Source organism: Phragmitibacter flavus, assembly GCF_005780165.1.
GTDB classification, from domain to species: Bacteria; Verrucomicrobiota; Verrucomicrobiia; order Verrucomicrobiales; family Verrucomicrobiaceae; genus Phragmitibacter; species Phragmitibacter flavus.
In genome coordinates this window covers 58,285-74,990 of the sequence record NZ_VAUV01000017.1, presented here as the reverse complement: position 1 = coordinate 74,990, position 16,706 = coordinate 58,285, and the positions used below count along the sequence as shown (strand labels likewise).

At 55.8% G+C, this 16,706-nt stretch carries 15 protein-coding genes; 8 read left to right on the top strand and 7 right to left on the bottom strand.

Annotated features, from left to right (window positions below; translation table 11 throughout):
• Positions 1–2 precede the first annotated feature (2 nt).
• From FEM03_RS20070 to FEM03_RS20060, 3 genes are all read left to right on the top strand, one after another.
• Positions 3–791, top strand: a complete 789-nt coding sequence (locus FEM03_RS20070; RefSeq protein WP_138088091.1) for a hypothetical protein — start codon at positions 3–5, stop codon at positions 789–791.
• 3 nt (positions 792–794) lie between these two features.
• Positions 795–1,646, top strand: coding sequence for an RNA polymerase sigma factor (locus FEM03_RS20065; protein ID WP_138088090.1), 852 nt, complete (start codon positions 795–797; stop codon positions 1,644–1,646).
• 111 nt (positions 1,647–1,757) lie between these two features.
• The gene (locus FEM03_RS20060) at positions 1,758–2,159 is read left to right on the top strand and encodes a DUF1398 domain-containing protein (RefSeq protein ID WP_138088089.1); all 402 of its coding nucleotides are present in this window, start codon (positions 1,758–1,760) and stop codon (positions 2,157–2,159) included.
• A 304-nt stretch (positions 2,160–2,463) separates the two neighbouring features.
• On the opposite strand, the gene FEM03_RS20055 is transcribed toward FEM03_RS20060, so the two are convergent.
• The 6 genes from FEM03_RS20055 to FEM03_RS20030 form a co-directional block, all read right to left on the bottom strand.
• Positions 2,464–2,703, bottom strand: coding sequence for a hypothetical protein (locus FEM03_RS20055; protein WP_138088088.1), 240 nt, complete (start codon positions 2,701–2,703; stop codon positions 2,464–2,466).
• A gap of 325 nt (positions 2,704–3,028) precedes the next feature.
• Positions 3,029–5,593: a DEAD/DEAH box helicase gene (locus FEM03_RS20050; RefSeq protein WP_138088087.1), complete on the bottom strand. Its 2,565-nt coding sequence runs from the start codon at positions 5,591–5,593 to the stop codon at positions 3,029–3,031.
• Positions 5,577–6,566 carry a HamA C-terminal domain-containing protein gene (locus FEM03_RS20045; RefSeq protein ID WP_138088086.1) on the bottom strand — a complete coding sequence of 330 codons (990 nt, stop codon included), beginning with the start codon at positions 6,564–6,566 and terminating at the stop codon, positions 5,577–5,579. Before FEM03_RS20045 ends, FEM03_RS20050 begins: the two co-directional genes overlap by 17 nt.
• Positions 6,567–6,591: 25 nt before the next feature.
• Positions 6,592–6,969: an N-6 DNA methylase gene (locus FEM03_RS20040; RefSeq protein ID WP_138088085.1), complete on the bottom strand. Its 378-nt coding sequence runs from the start codon at positions 6,967–6,969 to the stop codon at positions 6,592–6,594.
• 33 nt (positions 6,970–7,002) lie between these two features.
• A complete protein-coding gene (locus FEM03_RS20035; protein ID WP_138088084.1) occupies positions 7,003–7,419 on the bottom strand; it encodes a hypothetical protein in 417 nt (138 codons plus the stop codon).
• Between the two features lie 600 nt (positions 7,420–8,019).
• Positions 8,020–9,474, bottom strand: coding sequence for an aminotransferase-like domain-containing protein (locus FEM03_RS20030; RefSeq protein ID WP_138088083.1), 1,455 nt, complete (start codon positions 9,472–9,474; stop codon positions 8,020–8,022).
• A 148-nt stretch (positions 9,475–9,622) separates the two neighbouring features.
• On the opposite strand from FEM03_RS20030, the gene FEM03_RS20025 reads away from it, so the two are divergent.
• From FEM03_RS20025 to FEM03_RS20015, 3 genes are all read left to right on the top strand, one after another.
• A complete protein-coding gene (locus FEM03_RS20025; RefSeq protein ID WP_138088082.1) occupies positions 9,623–9,964 on the top strand; it encodes a DUF2917 domain-containing protein in 342 nt (113 codons plus the stop codon).
• Between the two features lie 379 nt (positions 9,965–10,343).
• Positions 10,344–12,809, top strand: a complete 2,466-nt coding sequence (locus FEM03_RS20020; RefSeq protein ID WP_166443021.1) for a DUF1592 domain-containing protein — start codon at positions 10,344–10,346, stop codon at positions 12,807–12,809.
• Positions 12,810–12,834: 25 nt separating this feature from the next.
• Positions 12,835–14,100, top strand: coding sequence for a DUF1552 domain-containing protein (locus tag FEM03_RS20015; protein ID WP_138088080.1), 1,266 nt, complete (start codon positions 12,835–12,837; stop codon positions 14,098–14,100).
• A 101-nt stretch (positions 14,101–14,201) separates the two neighbouring features.
• Here FEM03_RS20015 and FEM03_RS20010 read toward each other — a convergent pair whose 3' ends face one another.
• Positions 14,202–14,765 carry a hypothetical protein gene (locus tag FEM03_RS20010; protein WP_138088079.1) on the bottom strand — a complete coding sequence of 188 codons (564 nt, stop codon included), beginning with the start codon at positions 14,763–14,765 and terminating at the stop codon, positions 14,202–14,204.
• A 72-nt stretch (positions 14,766–14,837) separates the two neighbouring features.
• On the opposite strand from FEM03_RS20010, the gene FEM03_RS20005 reads away from it, so the two are divergent.
• Together FEM03_RS20005 and FEM03_RS20000 are read left to right on the top strand one after the other, a co-directional pair.
• Positions 14,838–15,809 (top strand): diacylglycerol/lipid kinase family protein, encoded by a 972-nt coding sequence (locus tag FEM03_RS20005; protein WP_166443020.1) that lies wholly within the window; start codon positions 14,838–14,840, stop codon positions 15,807–15,809.
• Between the two features lie 2 nt (positions 15,810–15,811).
• On the top strand, positions 15,812–16,630 hold the full coding sequence (locus tag FEM03_RS20000; RefSeq protein ID WP_138088077.1) for a metallophosphoesterase family protein: 819 nt from the start codon (positions 15,812–15,814) through the stop codon (positions 16,628–16,630).
• The last annotated feature ends 76 nt before the right edge of the window (positions 16,631–16,706 follow it).

The following is a 16,706-nucleotide window of genomic DNA, read 5'->3' as shown; positions in this document are numbered from 1 at the left end:
AAATGATGGAACCAGAAGAACCAACAGGGATTACGAGATCGGGCCGTTTGGTGCGGTTGTTTGTGGGTGGACTGCCGCTCGGGTTGATTGTGATGGGGGCGCTTTCGTTTGTGGTGTGGAATTACAAGAAGCGAGAGAAGCCACCTGTGGTGCTGGAGTTCGCAGCGATGTTGCAGCGGGACGTGAATGCGACGGATTATGAGCGGTATGTGCGGCTTTTGACGGAGGACATTGGCGGGAGTTCGATGACGGCGGAGGAGAAGTCGGATGCGGTGGCGGGTTTTGTGGAGTCGTCCATGGGCCTGGACAACATGGGTTATGAGACGCGTCGGAAGACCACGGATGATGGTGGTTCGGTGGTGTATAGCGAGCTTCCGGCGAAGGGCCGGGCGAGAAGTGTTTTGCTGGTGGTGACGGATGGAAGCGGGGCGGAGTTCGACAAAGGCAAGGCAGGTTGTGTGGCCGCACTGATGAGCGTGGCCCACGCCATGACGGGAAAACCGCAGGATCAGTTGGTGCGATTTGCGGTGGTTTTTGGAGATCAAAGCAAGGCGAAAGAAGCAACGCGAACGGTGACCACGCTGACCGAAGAAACGAGGTATCATTTGAATCTTGATCTCGGTGGTGAGAGCACGGCTGAGCTTGTGAAAGGGGTTGGGACGGTGATCAAAGTCGTCAGTGCTCCGGCGGAAACGGGAGACGGTTGGGTTTTTAATCCAGATGGCGGGGATGTGGTGCCGAAGTTGAAGGAGTTGCAGGGGATGGTGGAGGCGGCGGCGACCGGGAGGTGAACGGTGGACAGGTCGCTTGAGGCAACGGATGAGGACTTGGTGGCGTTGGCCAAGGAGGGTGAATTGGATGCTTTGGATGGGTTGGTGAGAAGGCATCAATCCTGGGTGTTTAATCTGGCGCTGCGGATGGTATGGCGACGCGATGTGGCGGAAGATGCAACGCAGGAGATTCTCATCAAGGCGGTGACTCATCTCGGCAGCTTCGAGGGAAGGAGCAAATTTTCGACCTGGCTGCATCAGATCGCGGTGAATCATTTGATGAATGTTCGCAAGTCGGAGATGGAGGAAAAGGCGATGACCTTCACCGACATGGGGGCGTCGCTGGAGGCGGTGGTCGATGAAGATCTGCCGGATGAGAAGGTGCCGCCGGTGGCGACGGGATTGCTGGTCGAGGAAGCGAGGATTGGTTGCATGACGGCCATGTTGATGTGCCTGGATCGACGTCAGCGGCTGGCTTTTATTTTGGGCGAAGTGATGGGGGAAAGCAGCGAGAATGCGGCGGCGGCTTTGGAGGTGACATCGGCAAACTTTCGGCAGCTGCTTTCGCGGGCGAGACATGATCTTTACCAGTTCATGAACGACAAGTGTGGTTTGGTGAATGAAGCGAACCCTTGCCGCTGCGCGCGCAAGGCGGCAGGTTTTATGAAGCAGGGTTGGTTGGATCCGGTCAACCGTCAGTTCACAAAGGACCGGTTGGATGGTGTTCGGCAACGGGCGCCGGAGTTGCTGGGCGAACTGGAGGAAATGGACCGTCGTCACGCCGTTCTTTATCGGGAGCAGGAATGGCTGATGGGGCCGGATCTGGTGGGGCGTTTGAGGGAGCTGGTTGCGGCGTCGAGTTTTTCGAAAAGTTGAGATTTTTGCGGTGAACTGTCACAGGACGCGCGTCTGCCTGTCTTAAGTCATGAAGTCCGAAAGGTCGGACGGGAATACCGACAGACCAACCGCCAAATGAATTCTCTCTTTATGAATACCCAGATCATCACCATTGCCGCCAGGGCCACCATTGAAGGCACCAAGCCGTTCCCTGAAATTGTTGGCCTGCTGATTGAGGCGGGCGTGGAGTCTTATCATGTCGACTACGTGGCGATGCAGAAGACGTATTACGGCGGGGATGGCGCGGTCGTGAAGACAGCGATTGCCTTGGAAGGGTTGCCGCCGGTTGGGGAGGATTTTGATGTGACGGCGCTCCGTCAGAATATCGCCGACAGCCAGATGAAAGGGCAGTCATGGCGGGAGTTCAGCATTCGTGCGATGCAGGGCGGAGTGCAGGGGTATTTTGCGTTTCTGCGCGGGCAGCGGGTGACTTACTTTGGCCGCCAGGGGGATCAACATGTGGAGTGGTTTCCCGGGGCGAAGAAGGGGTGATGGGGTGGGTGTTGAGGGGCGACTAGCAGGAAGAGTGGATTTACAACATGGCCCTGACCGGTGGTAGGGCAGGGGTCAATGCTTTGCAGCGGGTGTTGAGTTTTCGTGGTCGATGCTTTGGATGTCGAATCGGAGATAACGGTGATTTCGGACGGGAAACCGCTGTCGGGATCGCCGGGTGAGGGGTCGCTGATGCGGCGGGGAACAAGACGATTTGTTCGGGAGTGGTGGATTCGCCGAGGTCGAGTTCGAGCCAAGCCAGATGTTGGGCGCGGCCATGGAAGTCGATGCGACCGTGGGTTTGTTAGGTGACGTTTGGAGCGGGGAACTGACGGAGGTCGGTTTCGAATTGGTCGAGTTGGGTGCGAAGAGCGCGGGATTGTTGGTGGAGACGCAGCGGATTCCAGGAGGAACTGCCGGGACTTTCGGCGTTGGTGGGGCCGATGAAGGAGAAAAGTAGGAAGATGAGGGCGGTGAGGAACCGGGTCACCCGGTTAGTGTTGCGGGTCGGTGAGGTGGCGTTAAGTGTGGGTGGAGCGGACATTCTGTCCGCTGGGACTTTTCTGTGGCTTCGCCGGTATTGGTAGGATGGCGGGCAGGAGTGCCCACGCTCCTTTTCCATTGCGAACGAGCGGAGATTCGAGTTGCGCAGAACGACACGATGGACCTAATCCTAATGCGCCAAGGAGGCTCTCAGAGGCGCTTGGAACCTAAGGAGCCAAGTGAGGCTAGTGAGATGGACAACGCAACGCTTCGGGCGAAGCGAGACCGAGTCGGGCCGCGAGGGAGTCTAATGCGGCGGCTGATGCAGACGTCATCGCCTAGCCGTTCACCGCCCCACTGTGGACTCTATCTAAAAATGGTCGTTTCTAAATCGGCTCCTCTGATCGCACAAGCCCCTTCCTCAGCAATTCCTCCCAGATTACCCGTGAGAGCTTGGATCCCACTTCCGAGAGGCCTGCGATCCACTCCCGGGCACGATCTACTGTTGGCTTTGAATCGGGAATAAGAGCCTCCAATGTCGCGGAAGTGATCCTAGATAGTCCGAGTTCAACGAACGCTTGCCCCGCAATCGAGGATACTCCTAGCTCCAAGGCCAAAGGGAAGTCATAGACGCTTTTCGCAGCGTCATGCAATTCTGCTTCTTCCAGAGCGAACTTCAGGAGATCAACATAGCAACGACCAAGCTGCACATATTTGAAGCGAAGGGTATCTTCAATAAAGTCGAAGACACCACGCACTTGGGTGTCAATTTTGACGTTACTTCGCTGAGTCTGGGCAAAAGAAATTCTTTTGCCAATTATTACTGGCAAAGGTTTACCCCCCATCCAAGCCAAGGCATCACTTGCAAGGCGGTTATTGAATTTGCGAGAAGCTGACTTCCCAAAAATCTCACGATTTAGCCGTGAAAAGATCCCCACATAGCGTGAATAAATAGACATGCTCCATGGAACAGGGTGGACTGGAATGAGATCGTCAACTTTGCCATCCTTAATCTTTTCCCGAAAACGCTTTAATAGACGCGCCTGTCCAAATGGATTAACCGTCCAGTTGATGGACAATGCCTCAATCGGAAGGTCTAACTCCTTGAAGGCCACCTCCGCAGCGGAGACGAGATCCTCGGATTCCACAGCATCAATAGACTTTCCAATTGTCCTTTTGACAAACTGCCGCAGGCTTCCGCGGGCTGCATGGGACATCATCAAGCCCCCAGCCGTTTCCAGCGTGGCAACCGAGTCGGAGCTTTCTTCAAAAATCTCGCTACTAAGCCAAGCGGTGATCTGAATCGCGTTCTCTGATACAACTCTCTTGAAAGATGGGGCTATAGCAAATTTTGCTTTCGCTGTGAAAGGTTTGGATTCCCATTTATCGTAATCAACCAAAAATACATTACCGACAATCTCTTTGCCCAGTCGGCCCGCGCGTCCCGCGAAATTCCAAAGAGAAGCAGCATCTAGCTTATCATTACGTCCACGGGTAGGTGTGTCGATGAAGACGTTTCTCGCAGGCAAATTTACTCCTTGGAAAAGTGTGGTCGTGCATACCAGGTATTTTAAATCTCCAGCTTGAAACGCCTGCTCCAGTGCCTCCCTCAGCAGACTCGGCATTTTGCCATAGTGGAAGCCAACGCCTCTTAGCACGTGACTCGCCAGGGAATATTTGGCATGCACATGCTGTATTACGAACTTAGAAAGCTCTTTAAGTCGGGGGTTCTCGATTGGTTCGATGTCCGAAGCAATCTGGCTGGCAACCTTCTCTGCATCTGCCGGCCCGGTCCCATACACAAGTGATCCTCCGCTCTTTCCCAACTCAAGGGCAACGGCGGCTAGAAGGGTGTTACCATTTCCAAAACCACGCTTGGCATTCAAAGTTCCAATCTTAACTCGACGCACATCAGCCAGCATCGAAACGTCAAGACTGGATTCATCTCCAACGGTCTGACTCACCACTATCCGATTCTGAATGACCGGTGAAAGTTCAGTTTCCGCAACGTCGATCTTTGCGAGATTTACTGCTGTCGCTAAGGCCTCGAAACCGGACGCTCCGGGAGCAAGAAACAGGAACTGAGCTTTTGGGCCTCGCATCACAATATTCTCCAGGCATTCCTGAAGAATCATGCCCCGGGAATCATCGCCAATACCTTGCGCTTCATCCACAATAACCAAATCGAACTTGCCATCCCAAATTGCTAACAAGACCTGAAGTCGCTCCTGGGTTAAAACGAAAATCTGCTTTTCCTTATCCTCGGAGTCCAGGGTTGGGATGGTCGAAACTCGTATGGTTTCTTCGTGCTCCCGAAGCCGATTGCTGATCTTCGCGTGCACCTCTCCAAGAAGCGCCCTGGTTGGTGCCACGAACACAGCTGCGAACTTATCTTCATTCACCGCCCTCTGGCAAAGATGCTCAATGACAACAAACGATTTGCCAGCTGAAGTCGGCGCAGACACTGCTCCGGCTTTTATTTGGGGCAATTTCGACCACAATCCGTATTGGAAATCCGTGAAAGCATAAGGCGTTTCTGCGACCGACACAGTATTGAAAGCGCAAAGCACCGCTCGCCTGATCGAGGAGAGTAAAAAATCATCTTCAATCCTCAGTTGTTGCTCCAGCCTCTGGGACCCAGGATGATTGCCCAACTCCGAAAAAAGATCACAAGCATAAGCCTTGGTCTTTGCATCTTCGGAGGTCACCGCAATGAACAGTGCGAGATCTTGGGCTAAACCTTTGTCACGATCATTAGCTGTTTGTGAGAGAACGGAAGCGGACCGGAGCAGTCTCCATAGCAAATGCTCATCATGCCCTTTTTGCGGGGGGTTGAACGCCACACCGGGAAGCAGATGACGCATCGCAGCCGCAGAGGCAACCTCAACATCCAACCAAAACTTCTCGTGCCTTTTGACCGTAAGGGCTAGTTCTTCAGCGAATGTGCTCATTTGCCATTTGTTGTGCGAAACGCTTTTTTAATTCCCCAGTGTCTGGGACTGCCAAGAAGAATGCCCGGCAACGCCCGGGCTCGGCACTATGGCTCTTCAATGCTTTTTCCAAAGCTGACTTAAATCCTCCGAAGAGACTTTCGAAGCTCTTCACGAAATGCTTCTCATGCGCGTCAAGTGGTGTTGCATCATTTACCGGGATTTTAGTTCCAAACAAGGGTTCGCTATAGACGACAACGCCAACAAAGCGTTCACGCACGTTCTCGCTCGCTTGGCCATAGGGATCGAAATAATTCAGGGCAGCCTCCCTTAATGCGCCCTCAAACATATCAAAGTTGCTTAGATCACGTGCGATGCGCTGCTCATTCAATTTATGCTTGCGATCATTATCAAAGCCACCGGCGGATTTAGCATATTGCTCTGCCCCCGACTCCGCCTCCCCCACGACCTTGGCCTCCATAAAATACACGGTAATGGTTCCGTCAGACTCCCCGCGCACGTGAATTCCGTCGAGTCCGAACACTGGCATTTCTGCGTTGGTCTTCAGCGCCATTTTTGCAGCGACCTGACCAGCGGTTAAAAAGTGGGACGCAACGCAAAAGGCTATCACTTCACCGATCTCTCCATACCGAATATTGGCCATCGGTCCGGTTGCCTTGGAGTCATACCTGATAAACGCCCGCTTCGCTTCCTCGAAAATTTTGCTGTGCAGACTAAAATCCAGAGGATTCGATTGGCTGCGCTCGATAAGCTCCCTTATCTTTTTCCTCGGGATCGCGTAGTTTACAATCTGATGATAGACGATTTCGGCCAATCCAGCTTCGTCAGGGGTCGCTTCCTTAAAGCGCAAATAAAGATAATCTACCCGTGGGGCATCTGTATCAACCGATTCCTTGGCACACTTAACACACACGGAAAAGTCCTGCTGAGCTGTCAAAAGCGCGGAGAACTCAGGTGAGGATTGGCCGTTCATAAAATTGATTAGATTGGTGTCTCCCTTATTGCGAGGAATCGGACCGATTAACGCCGGGGGGGGCGATGCCTTTCTCGGACTTGCCGAACATACCGCGGGAGACGCAGGCGGGGTCGTAGATGCGGCCTTCGAAGGGGGCCAGCGTCTCGACTGGGTAGTGCACAATGCGAGACGACGGGTAGAAGTGACCGCCATTCTGGCCCTCGGCACTGGTGAAGCGGGTGAGGAGATATTGATGAGTGCCGCCGCGCTCACCTTTCGGGCTACCTGCGGCAGTCTTTTTCGCTCCGCTCCAGTCATAAACGTGGCCGAGCAGATCGATGGAGCGGTGGGACTTCTCTCCCTCATTGGCGGAGAGGAGACTAATAGATGGGATTAACAGAGAAGCTGCTTGGCTAACCATTGAGGAGAAATTAAGAACGTAATGAGGAAGTGTTTAGGAGATTCGGATATGGGTAAATAGTGTATAGGAAATAAACTGTTGGAGAGTATGCAAGGTTGTGATGGATGCGTGCAACGGTTTTTTTGGATTTTGAACGGTTTGAGCAATCAAGCGCAAATTTTGCGTGTATGCGGACAAAATTTGAATGTAAGCGGTTGGTTTTTTACTGCGCGCGATCGGATTTTTTATGTGAGCGGCCGGTTTTGCGATGTAAGCGAGTGCTTTTCTATTGTAATCGGTCACTTGGTGACTGCACGTGAGCGGTTTTTTAGTGTAAGTTACCTGTTGGCTGTTGTAGGCGATCAACTTTTCGCTGCACTTGATCGATTTGCCATTGTAAGCGGGTGATTGTTCACTGTCAGCGGTCGGTTTGTCGCTGTATGCGGACGGTTTTTGAATGTAAGCGATCAAAATTCTGGTGTGATTGAGCGAATTTTGGATGTGAGGGGTTGGTTTTTTGAAGTCGGAGGTGGGAAGTCGGAAGTCGGAGGTGGAGTGGTGACCGACGGAACGTCGGTGGTCCGGTTTGGGGGATGCTGGGGTTGAGGGGGGGTGACCGATGACACATCGGTGGTCCGACTAAAGAGGATTGGATTGCCGACGACACGTCGGCGCTCCATGGGGGGCGACTGGAGAGGATTGATTGGCCGACGTGACGTCGGGGGTCCATGGAGGGCCGATGTGTCATCGGACTAGAATTCGTTTGGGCGCGAAGGGGTTTTTGGTAAAGGCGGGTGGTTTTCTTTTTTGCGTGAAGGTTTCGAGGCGAGGAGGAAAGAAGATGCCTGGGGATTGGGGACTTGATTGAGGCCGTTGAGTCGTTGGGAATGAATGGTTTCGGACGCGACGTAGCGCTTCTCTGCTGCTGTGTTGACCGATGACACATCGGTGGTCCGACTGAAGGGGGGGAGGACGGCCGACGAGACGTCGGCGCTCCATGGTGAGGGCTTCGGAGGAGGGAGTTTCGGACGCGACGTAGCGCATCCCTACCGTTGTATTTTGAATGGGGGGTTAACGGGCGAGTTGGTGGACTAGGTGGCCGAGGATGCCGATGGAGCGTTCGATGGTTGGGGTCCAGGGGTGGCCGCAGTTGATGCGGATGAAGTTTTTATAACCGCCGTCGGACGAGAAGAGGGGGCCGGGGGCGACGGAGATGTTGGCGGCGCGGGCGCGTTTGAAGAGTTCCAGGGAGTCGACTTGTTTGGGGAGTTCGCACCAGAGAAGAAAATTGCCTTGGGGACGGGAGAGGCCGATGTTTTCGGGGAAGGTTTGGACGATGGCTTCCCTCATGCGCTGGACTTGATGACTGAAGGCGTGTTGGAGGTGGCGGAGGTGTCGGTCGTAGCCGCCGTGTTTGACGAATTCGGCGACGGCGAGGGTGGGCAGCGTGGCGTTGGCCATGGTGCTGGTGTCTTTGAGTTTGTGGATGCGGTCGCGATAACGTCCGGGGGCGATGTAGCCGACGCGGTAGCCGGGGGCGAGGACTTTGGAGAAGGTGCTGCAGAGGAGCACGGAGCCGTCGGGATCGAAGGCTTTGAGGCAGCGGGGACGGGCGCCGGAGTGGCGGAGGTCGCCGTAGATGTCGTCTTCGATGATGGGGATGCCTTGTTCGGCGAGGAGGGTGGCGACTTCTTTTTTGTGGTCGTCGGGCATGAGGCAGCCCATGGGATTATGGAAGTTGGGGATGAGGATGGCGGCGGCGACACGGTTGGTTTTGAGGGCGGTGCCAAGGGCGTCGATGTCGATGCCGGTGGTGGCGTCGATGGGGATGGGCAGGGCTTTGAGGCGGAGTTCGCGGAGGATGTTGGAGAAGCCGAAATAGGTGGGGGTTTCGACGATGACGGTGTCGCCGGGTTCAGTGACGGCGCGCAGGGCGAGGGAGACGGCTTCGGTGCCGCCGTTGGTGATGATGAAGTCTTCGGCTTTGAGATGACAACCCCAGTCGAGGGATCGGCGGGCGAGTTCGCGGCGCAGCATCTCACTGCCGGGGGCGATGTCGTAGTCGAGTCCAGCGCTGGGCAAACGGCGGGCGATGGAGCCCATGAGGCGGGCGAGTTTGAGTCCGGGGAGAAGGCTTGCGCTGGGCAGGCCGGCACCGAGGGGGACGAACTTGGGATTGCTGTGATCCGCCATGATGGAGTGGAGCGGATCGAGATTGGCGAAGTCGGTGATCTTGGAGATTTTGGATTGCGACCAGGGGTTGCGGACGAGGTCGGACTCGCGCAGTCGGACGAAGAAGCCGGATTTGGGTCGGGCTTCGATGAGACCGCGGGTTTCGAGGCTGGCGTAGGCGCTCATGGCGGTGGGGATGGAGACGCCTTGTTGTCGGCTGAACTGGCGGACGGAGGGCATGCGGTCGCCGGGTCGGAGGGATTTGCTTTGGATCATCTCCTCGAGCACGCCCGCGAGTTGTTGGTAGATGGGGAGCGTGGTCTTGGTGGCGGTGGCTCTGGCGGTGGCAGGCATGGGACAGGGTCGTTCAATTGATGAGGGGGAATAGATACAGGTGCAGGAATAAATGGCTTATACAGATGTGGCGGTGTGAATCTGTATAAGGTGTAAAAGAGATTTGCTGTGTCTGTTTAATGGTGTCGAAGGGACTTAAGATGGGTGCATGAGAACGACGGACCGATTGTTGCAGCTTCCACGACTGATTGAGCAGATGGGGGCGTTTTTTGCGCCTGGCATTGGCGGTCAAGAGGCGGTGGGTGCGACAGGTTCATCGAGGAGGAATCGGGCTCCTCGATTGATGGAGATACGACTGGATCGTGGTCGGGTTTGGGCGATTGATGAGACTTTTGCGGGAGGCGAATTGCGGGTGATCGAGGGGGTGGTTTGGGTGACGGATTCACCTGCGACGGGGGATTATGTGGTGAATGAAGGGGAAGTGTTTGCGTTAGTTGGGAGCGGCCCATGGGTGGTTCAGGCGCTGGAGGATGCGGTGGTGGGGGTTTGAAGTTCTTGGTTCTTGGTTCTTGGTTCGTAGTTGATGGGGAGTGATGGAGTGAGGAGACGGTAGGGATGCGCTGCGTCGCGTCCGTCTAATTCGAGGGCGGCGGCGGTGGAAGGTTTTGGAAGCCACTGAGGCTCCGCGCCTCCTCCGCCCGGCTTAATTTGGGACGCGACGCAGCGCTTCCCTACCGTTGATTTTGGGATGGGCGGGGTTCGTAAGGCGAGTTCGGTGAAAACTTGGGGGGTGGGTGGACGTATACTCTTGAGCACTCTTGGAGATGGTTTTGGTTTGAGGACGGATTACGGGGTGCGGTGTTTTCTTTATGATTTGGAATGGATGCAGGAATTTGAGCTTTGGGTTTGGCTTTGGCGTTGTGGCTCTTTTGAGCGGCGGGTTGGGTGCTGAGGTGACAAAGACTCCTGAGGCGATCCTGGCTTTTGTGGATCAGCATTGTGCCGACTGTCATGACGATTCAATGAAGGAGGGCGATCTCGATCTCTATTCGCTGGGGTTTGATCTGACGGACAAGGAGAGTTTTAAGAAGTGGATGCGGGTGTTTGAGCGGGTGAAGGCGGGGGAGATGCCGCCGGGTGAGAAACGCCGGCTTGGTGAAGAGGAGAAGAAGGATTTTTTGGCGCATGTGGGCGAACCTCTCAGGAAGTTGGATGCGGCGGATGTGGCGAAGAATGGTCGGGTGCGGGGACGAAGGCTGACGCGGGTGGAGTATGAGCACACCTTGCATGATTTGCTGGGGATCGATATTCCGCTGAAGACCTTGTTGCCGGAAGATGGCGGGTTGCATGGTTTTGAGACGGTGGCTTCGGCGCAGCAGTTGTCGCATCATCAGATGGCGAGGTATCTGGATGTGGCGGATCTGGCGCTGGATGAGGCGTTTCGACGGGCGTTGGAGGGGGATGAGGTGTTCAAGAAACGATTTGAGCCCAAGGAGTTGGCGCATTTGGGTAAGGGGAACAATCGGAGTCCGGAACTGCGCGATGGGCGGAGTTTATCGTGGCCGATCACGCTGCAATTTTTTGGAAAGCTGGAGTCGACCGTTGCGCCTGAGGATGGCTGGTATCGGGTGACCTTGCATCAGGTGCAGGCGATCAATCCGTTGAACGGAGTGGTGTGGGGCACTTTGCGTTCGGGGGCCTGTGTTTCCAATGATCCGATGCTGAACATGCTGGGTTTGGTGGAGGCGACAGCGAAGGAGCGGGACATCGTGTTTGAGGCGTGGATTGAGGAGGGGCACATGCTGGAGTTGAAGCCGAATGACCGCAGTTTGAAGCGTCCAGACACGGGAGCTCCGGGCGGGAATGTTTCGTTTAAGGGTCGGGATCTGGAGAAGGATGGTTTTAATGGGATTGCGCATCGTGGAGTTACCATGGAGCGCATTTATCCGGTGTCGGATCGGGCGGGGGTGATGCGGCGGATTTTTGGTGCGGAGTCGAAGGGGGCTATGGAGAAGGGGGGGAATGGGGAGGAACAACTGAGGAAGGTGGTGACGAAGTTTGCGCGCAAGGCGTTCCGTCGTCCGGTGGGCGAGGCTCAGGTGGAGCCGTATGTGGATCTTGGATTGAAGGTGTTGGATGAGGGGGGATCTTTTCCAGAGGCGTTGCGGGCGAGTTATCGGGCGGTGCTTTGTTCACCGAGGTTTCTGACCTTTGTGGAGCCAGGATCGGGAGAGTTGGATGATCACGCGGTGGCCACGCGGCTGAGTTATGCTCTGTGGGTAAGCATGCCGGATGAGGTCTTGAGCCGGCTGGCCGATGAGGGCAAGTTGAGGGACAAGAAGGTATTGGCGGAACAGGTGGAACGCATGTTGGCGGACGCGAAGGTGAAGAGGTTTGTGCATGGATTTACGGATCAGTGGCTGAAGTTGAAGGAGATTGATTTTACCAATCCGGATGCGCGGTTGTTCCCGTTGTTTGATCCGGTGTTGCAGGAGTCGATGGTGCAGGAGACTCGGGCTTTTGTGAGGTCGATGGTGGAGGAGGATTTGCAGGTGAGTCATTTGGTGGACTCGGATTTTGCCTTCATGAACGAGAGGCTGGTGAGACATTATTATGGTGGGGAGTCGAAAGCGCCGGAGCGTGGGGCGAAGAAGAAGTCGGGTGGCAGGCAAGGGAAGGGGAAGGGCAAAGACAAAGGCAAGGACAACAACAAAGACGAGGTGAGCGAGAAGGAACCGGTCGTGGTTGAAGAAAAGTGGATGCCTGAGATTGAGCCGGGCAAGGGTTTGCAGAAGGTGGCTTTGCGGGGCGATGAGAAGCGTGGAGGGCTCGTCGCGCAGGGGGCGATTTTGAAGGTGACGGCGGATGGCACGAGCACGTCGCCAGTGGTTCGCGGGGTGTTTGTGAATGAGCGGATTCTCGGGGCGCATCTGCCGCCGCCGCCGCCGGGGGTGGCGGCGATTGAGCCGGATATCCGCGGGGCCACTTCGATTCGGGATCAGTTGGAGAAACATCGCAGCAACATGGCTTGTGCGACCTGTCATTACACGATTGATCCGCCGGGGCTGGCGTTGGAGAGTTTTGATCCGGTGGGCGTCTGGCGCACGGGTTATGGCAGGGACAACAAGGGGGCGAAGATTGATCCTTCGGGGGTGACTCCGGATGGTGAGGCGTTTGAGGATTTTATGGGGTGGAAGCGGATTTATGCCGCGCGCGGAAAGCAGCTTGCGCAGGGGTTTGTGCAACAGTTTATTACTTATGCGACGGGGGCTCCGGGTCGATTGAGTGACCGGTCCGCGATAGATGCGGTGGTGGCCGGATCGGAAGAGGCCGGTTATGGCATGAGAACGTTGATTCGTGAATCGATTTTGAGTGAGGTGTTTTTGCGAAAGTGAAGTGAAGTGAACCTGAAGACCAATTATGAATATTCCCAACTTTAACTTTCAGCGTCGGCTTTCGCGTCGGACCTTGTTGCGTGGTGCGGGCATCTCTCTGGCGTTGCCTTTGCTGGATGCGATGACTCCGGCTTTCGCGGCGGTGCCACAGGTCAAGAAGGCGAAGCGATTTGTGGGGGTGAGTCTGGCTTTAGGATTGCACAATCCGTATCTGGTTCCTGAGACGAGCGGGAGGCAGTATGTGCCGTCGCGGTATTTGAATTCGTTGCAGGACATTCGCGAGGAGTTCTCGGTGGTTTCAGGTTCCTCGCATCCTGGCGTGTCGGGGGGGCACACGGCGGAAGGGAGCATTTTTTCGGCGTGTCCGAATCAGAGTGGGGCGACCTCGCGCAACAGCATTTCCATTGATCAATTGATGGCGAAACATCTGGGGCATGAGACGAGGTTTCCATCGTTGGTGATGAATACTTCGCGTCAGGCGAGTCCGTCTTATACGGAGAATGGGTCGATGATTCCAGCGCAGCATCATGCGATGGGTTTGTTTACGAAGTTGTTCGTGAATGACAGTGTGACGGAACAGGCGCGTCAGGCGGAGTTGATCCGGCGTGGTCGCAGCATCATGGATGTGGTGGGGGCGGAGGCGAAGAGTTTGCAGCGGGAGTTGGGCGCAGGGGATCGGGACAAGCTGGATGCGTGGTTTACCAGTGTGCGTGATCTGGAACAGCGGTTGGTGGCGAATGAGGAGTGGGTCAATCGTCCGAAACCCAAGGTGAACATGGAGCCTCCGACGAAGATGCCGCGTGACAATGAGGTGGAGGTGCAGCGGATCTTTCTTGATATCGCGCATCTGTCGCTGGCGACGGATTCAACGCGTTTCATCACGCTGCATGTGACGGGGAATTCGGTGTCGGGGATTGAGGGAGTGGAGGAGAATTACCATGGCCTGAGTCATCACGGCATGGATGATGAGAAGCTGGATCAGCTGGCACGGGTGGAACAGGGCGTGATTGACCAGTGGGGGGCGTTTTTGCGCAAGCTGAAGCAGGACGAGTTGTTGGACGACACGATGGTGTTGCTGACTTCGAATTTGGGCAATGCGTCATCGCATGATAACAAAAACATGCCGGTGTTGTTTGCAGGGGGTGGGTTCAAGCATGGTCAGCATCTGGCGTTTGATGGGAAGAACAACTATCCGTTGCCGAATTTGTATTTGAGCTTTTTGCAGCGGTTGGGATTGGAGCAGGAGCAGTTTGCGACCAGCACGGGGACGATGCGGGGATTGGAGGTTTGAGGGGGTTTGGTGGAAGGGATGGGCGTGAGCTACGTTGTCCCGCCGCCTCCGCCCGCTCAATTTGGGACGCGACGCAGCGCTTCCCTACCTTTTTCTATGGATCATTTACCGGTTTCCAACCAGGTGCGGCCGCGGTTGAGGTCGATGGCTTTGAGGAGGCTTTGGAAGAGGGAGTCGAGGGCGGCTTCGGATTGCAGGGCGTATTCGACGGTGTGGGCGTGGGTGGTGTTGGGGTAGTCTTTGACGACTTTGATGTCGGCGGCGCCGGGGGAGATGTTGTTGGCGGTTTTTTGAGCAAGGGATTGCACCTTGTTGATGGTGTTGACGACCGGGGCAATTGAGCTGTCTTTGCCGACGGGTTCAAGATAATAGAAACGGGCGACGACGGCACCGGAGGCGGCGATGGTGACCTCAACGACACGGGCGGCGGCGTTGGCGATGTATTCGTGGCGGGAGGCGCTGCTGATGTTGCCGATCTTGGCCAGGTAGTGGCCGCCGTTGTTGAACTTGGCCTGCCAGAAGGCGGGGTTGCTTTCCTGTTCGCCGGAAGCGGGGGGCGTGGTGGAGGGGACCTGGGCGGAGATTTGTTGGGGAATCAGCGTGAGGGCTAGGGAGAGGATGGCGAGGAAGGCGGCTTTCATAGGGTTGGTGGTGGTATCGAGCATGACACAGGTGCCGGGAGATGGGAAGGCGCAGTTTTTAGAGCCGCGCAGATGGTGACAGCCGTTCTATTGGTAATGATTGGCAAACGTGTGGTGGTGATTTTGAATCGGGAATCGGGGACGATGCTGGCGCTGGGGCCAGAGGTGGCGCGTGATCTTTTGGCGGAGGTTTTTCAGAGGCATGGGGTGGAGGCGGAGATTCAATTGTTGAAGGGACGCGAGATTCAGGGGGCGTTGGAGAAGGCTCGTGATGGGAATGCGGATTCGGTGATCGTTGGTGGCGGGGATGGGACGGTGGCTTCGGCAGCGACGGTGATGGCGGGGAATGACAAGCCGCTGGGGGTGTTGCCGTTGGGGACGTTCAATCTGGCGGCGCGTGACTTGGGGATGCCGTTGGATCTCGAAGCGGCAGCCGAAGCGTTGATCACGGCACCGTTGGGAGAGGCGGATCTTTTGGAAGTGAACGGACGGATGTATTTTTGCGTGGTGGTGCTGGGTTTTTATCCGGTGATGGCGCTGGGTCAGAAGGAGTATCATGGCAACTGGATGGTGAAGACGTTCAAAACGGGTTGGGATGTGATGCGCTTGCTGGCGACGTATCCTCCGCTGGACCTGGTGCTGCATGATGGGGAGAAGGAGTTTCGCTGTCGGACCCGGTTTGCGGCGTTGGCGAACAATGACTATGAGGATTTGATGGGATTGATTCCTCGTCGGCGCAGTCTGGATGGAGGGCATTTGACGGTGTATGTGTCGAGGCACCGGACGCGGTTTGGATATGTTAAATCGCTGGTGGCCTGGATGATGGGGCGCTGGAGGCATGACAAGGAGATGACGGTGTTTCATGCGTCGCAATTGAAAATTTCGGTGAAACGTAAGCGGCGTCTGGCGGTGATGTGTGATGGCGAAATTGAAAAACTGACGACGCCGTTTGAGGTGTTTCTGAGGCCGCAGGCGCTGCGGGTGCTGGCTCCAAGGTTGGCGGAGCCTGAGGCTGAAGTGGAGCCAGCGGATGAGGTTGCGGAGATGCCGGAGGAAGGACAGCAATAGGTATGCGTTTGGTGCACCTGTCAGATTTGCATTTTGGGGCGGTGGAGTCGGGTCGGCCAGATTCGCTGCGTGAAGCTGTGGAAGCGTTGAAGCCGGATTTGATGGTGATGAGCGGGGACTTGTCGCAGCGTGGCACGGAGGAGGAATTGCGTGAGGGGAAGGCTTTTTTGGATTCACTGCCGCAGCCATTGCTGGTGGTTCCGGGAAATCATGACATTCCGCATGGGCATCATCTGTGGGCGCGTTTTAATGAGACGTGGAAGATCTACCGGGAGGTGGTGAGCGAGGAGCTGGAGCCGTTTTGGCAGAATGAGGAGATTGCGGTGATTGGCGTCAATTCGGTGCGGCGCGGTGGGTGGTATCTGGACTGGTCGCGCGGACATGTGTCGAGGTCGCAGTTGCGTCGGATCGAGCTTTGGGCGGCGGGATTGCCGGAGCATTTGTTGAGGGTGATGGTGGTGCATCATCCGCCTGCGGCACCTCCGCAGGGGACGAGGCGGCATTTGATGGACAAGCGCCGCAGTCTATTCACGGCGCTGAACCGGGCGGGGATTGATTTGATGATGTGCGGTCATTTTCACATGAGTTATGCGGTGCCGCTGGCATTGCCGGGGATGTTTTCCAGAAGTGCGGTGTTGTCGGTGACTTCAACGGCGACGTCGCATCGGTTGCAGGGGGAGCCGAATGGGTTTCATGTGATTGATGTGAAGTCGGACTGGATGGAGGTGCAGGCGTGGACCTGGGGTGAAGCGGGGTATGCGATCAGCAGGGAGTGGCGGTTTGCGCGGGATGAGAATCGGAACTGGGCGGGGGTTGAGTGATGGTTGATGGAGTGGAAGTGGGTTTTTTTAACCACGAATGGACACGAAATTACACGAATATTGAGAGAGGTGGAAT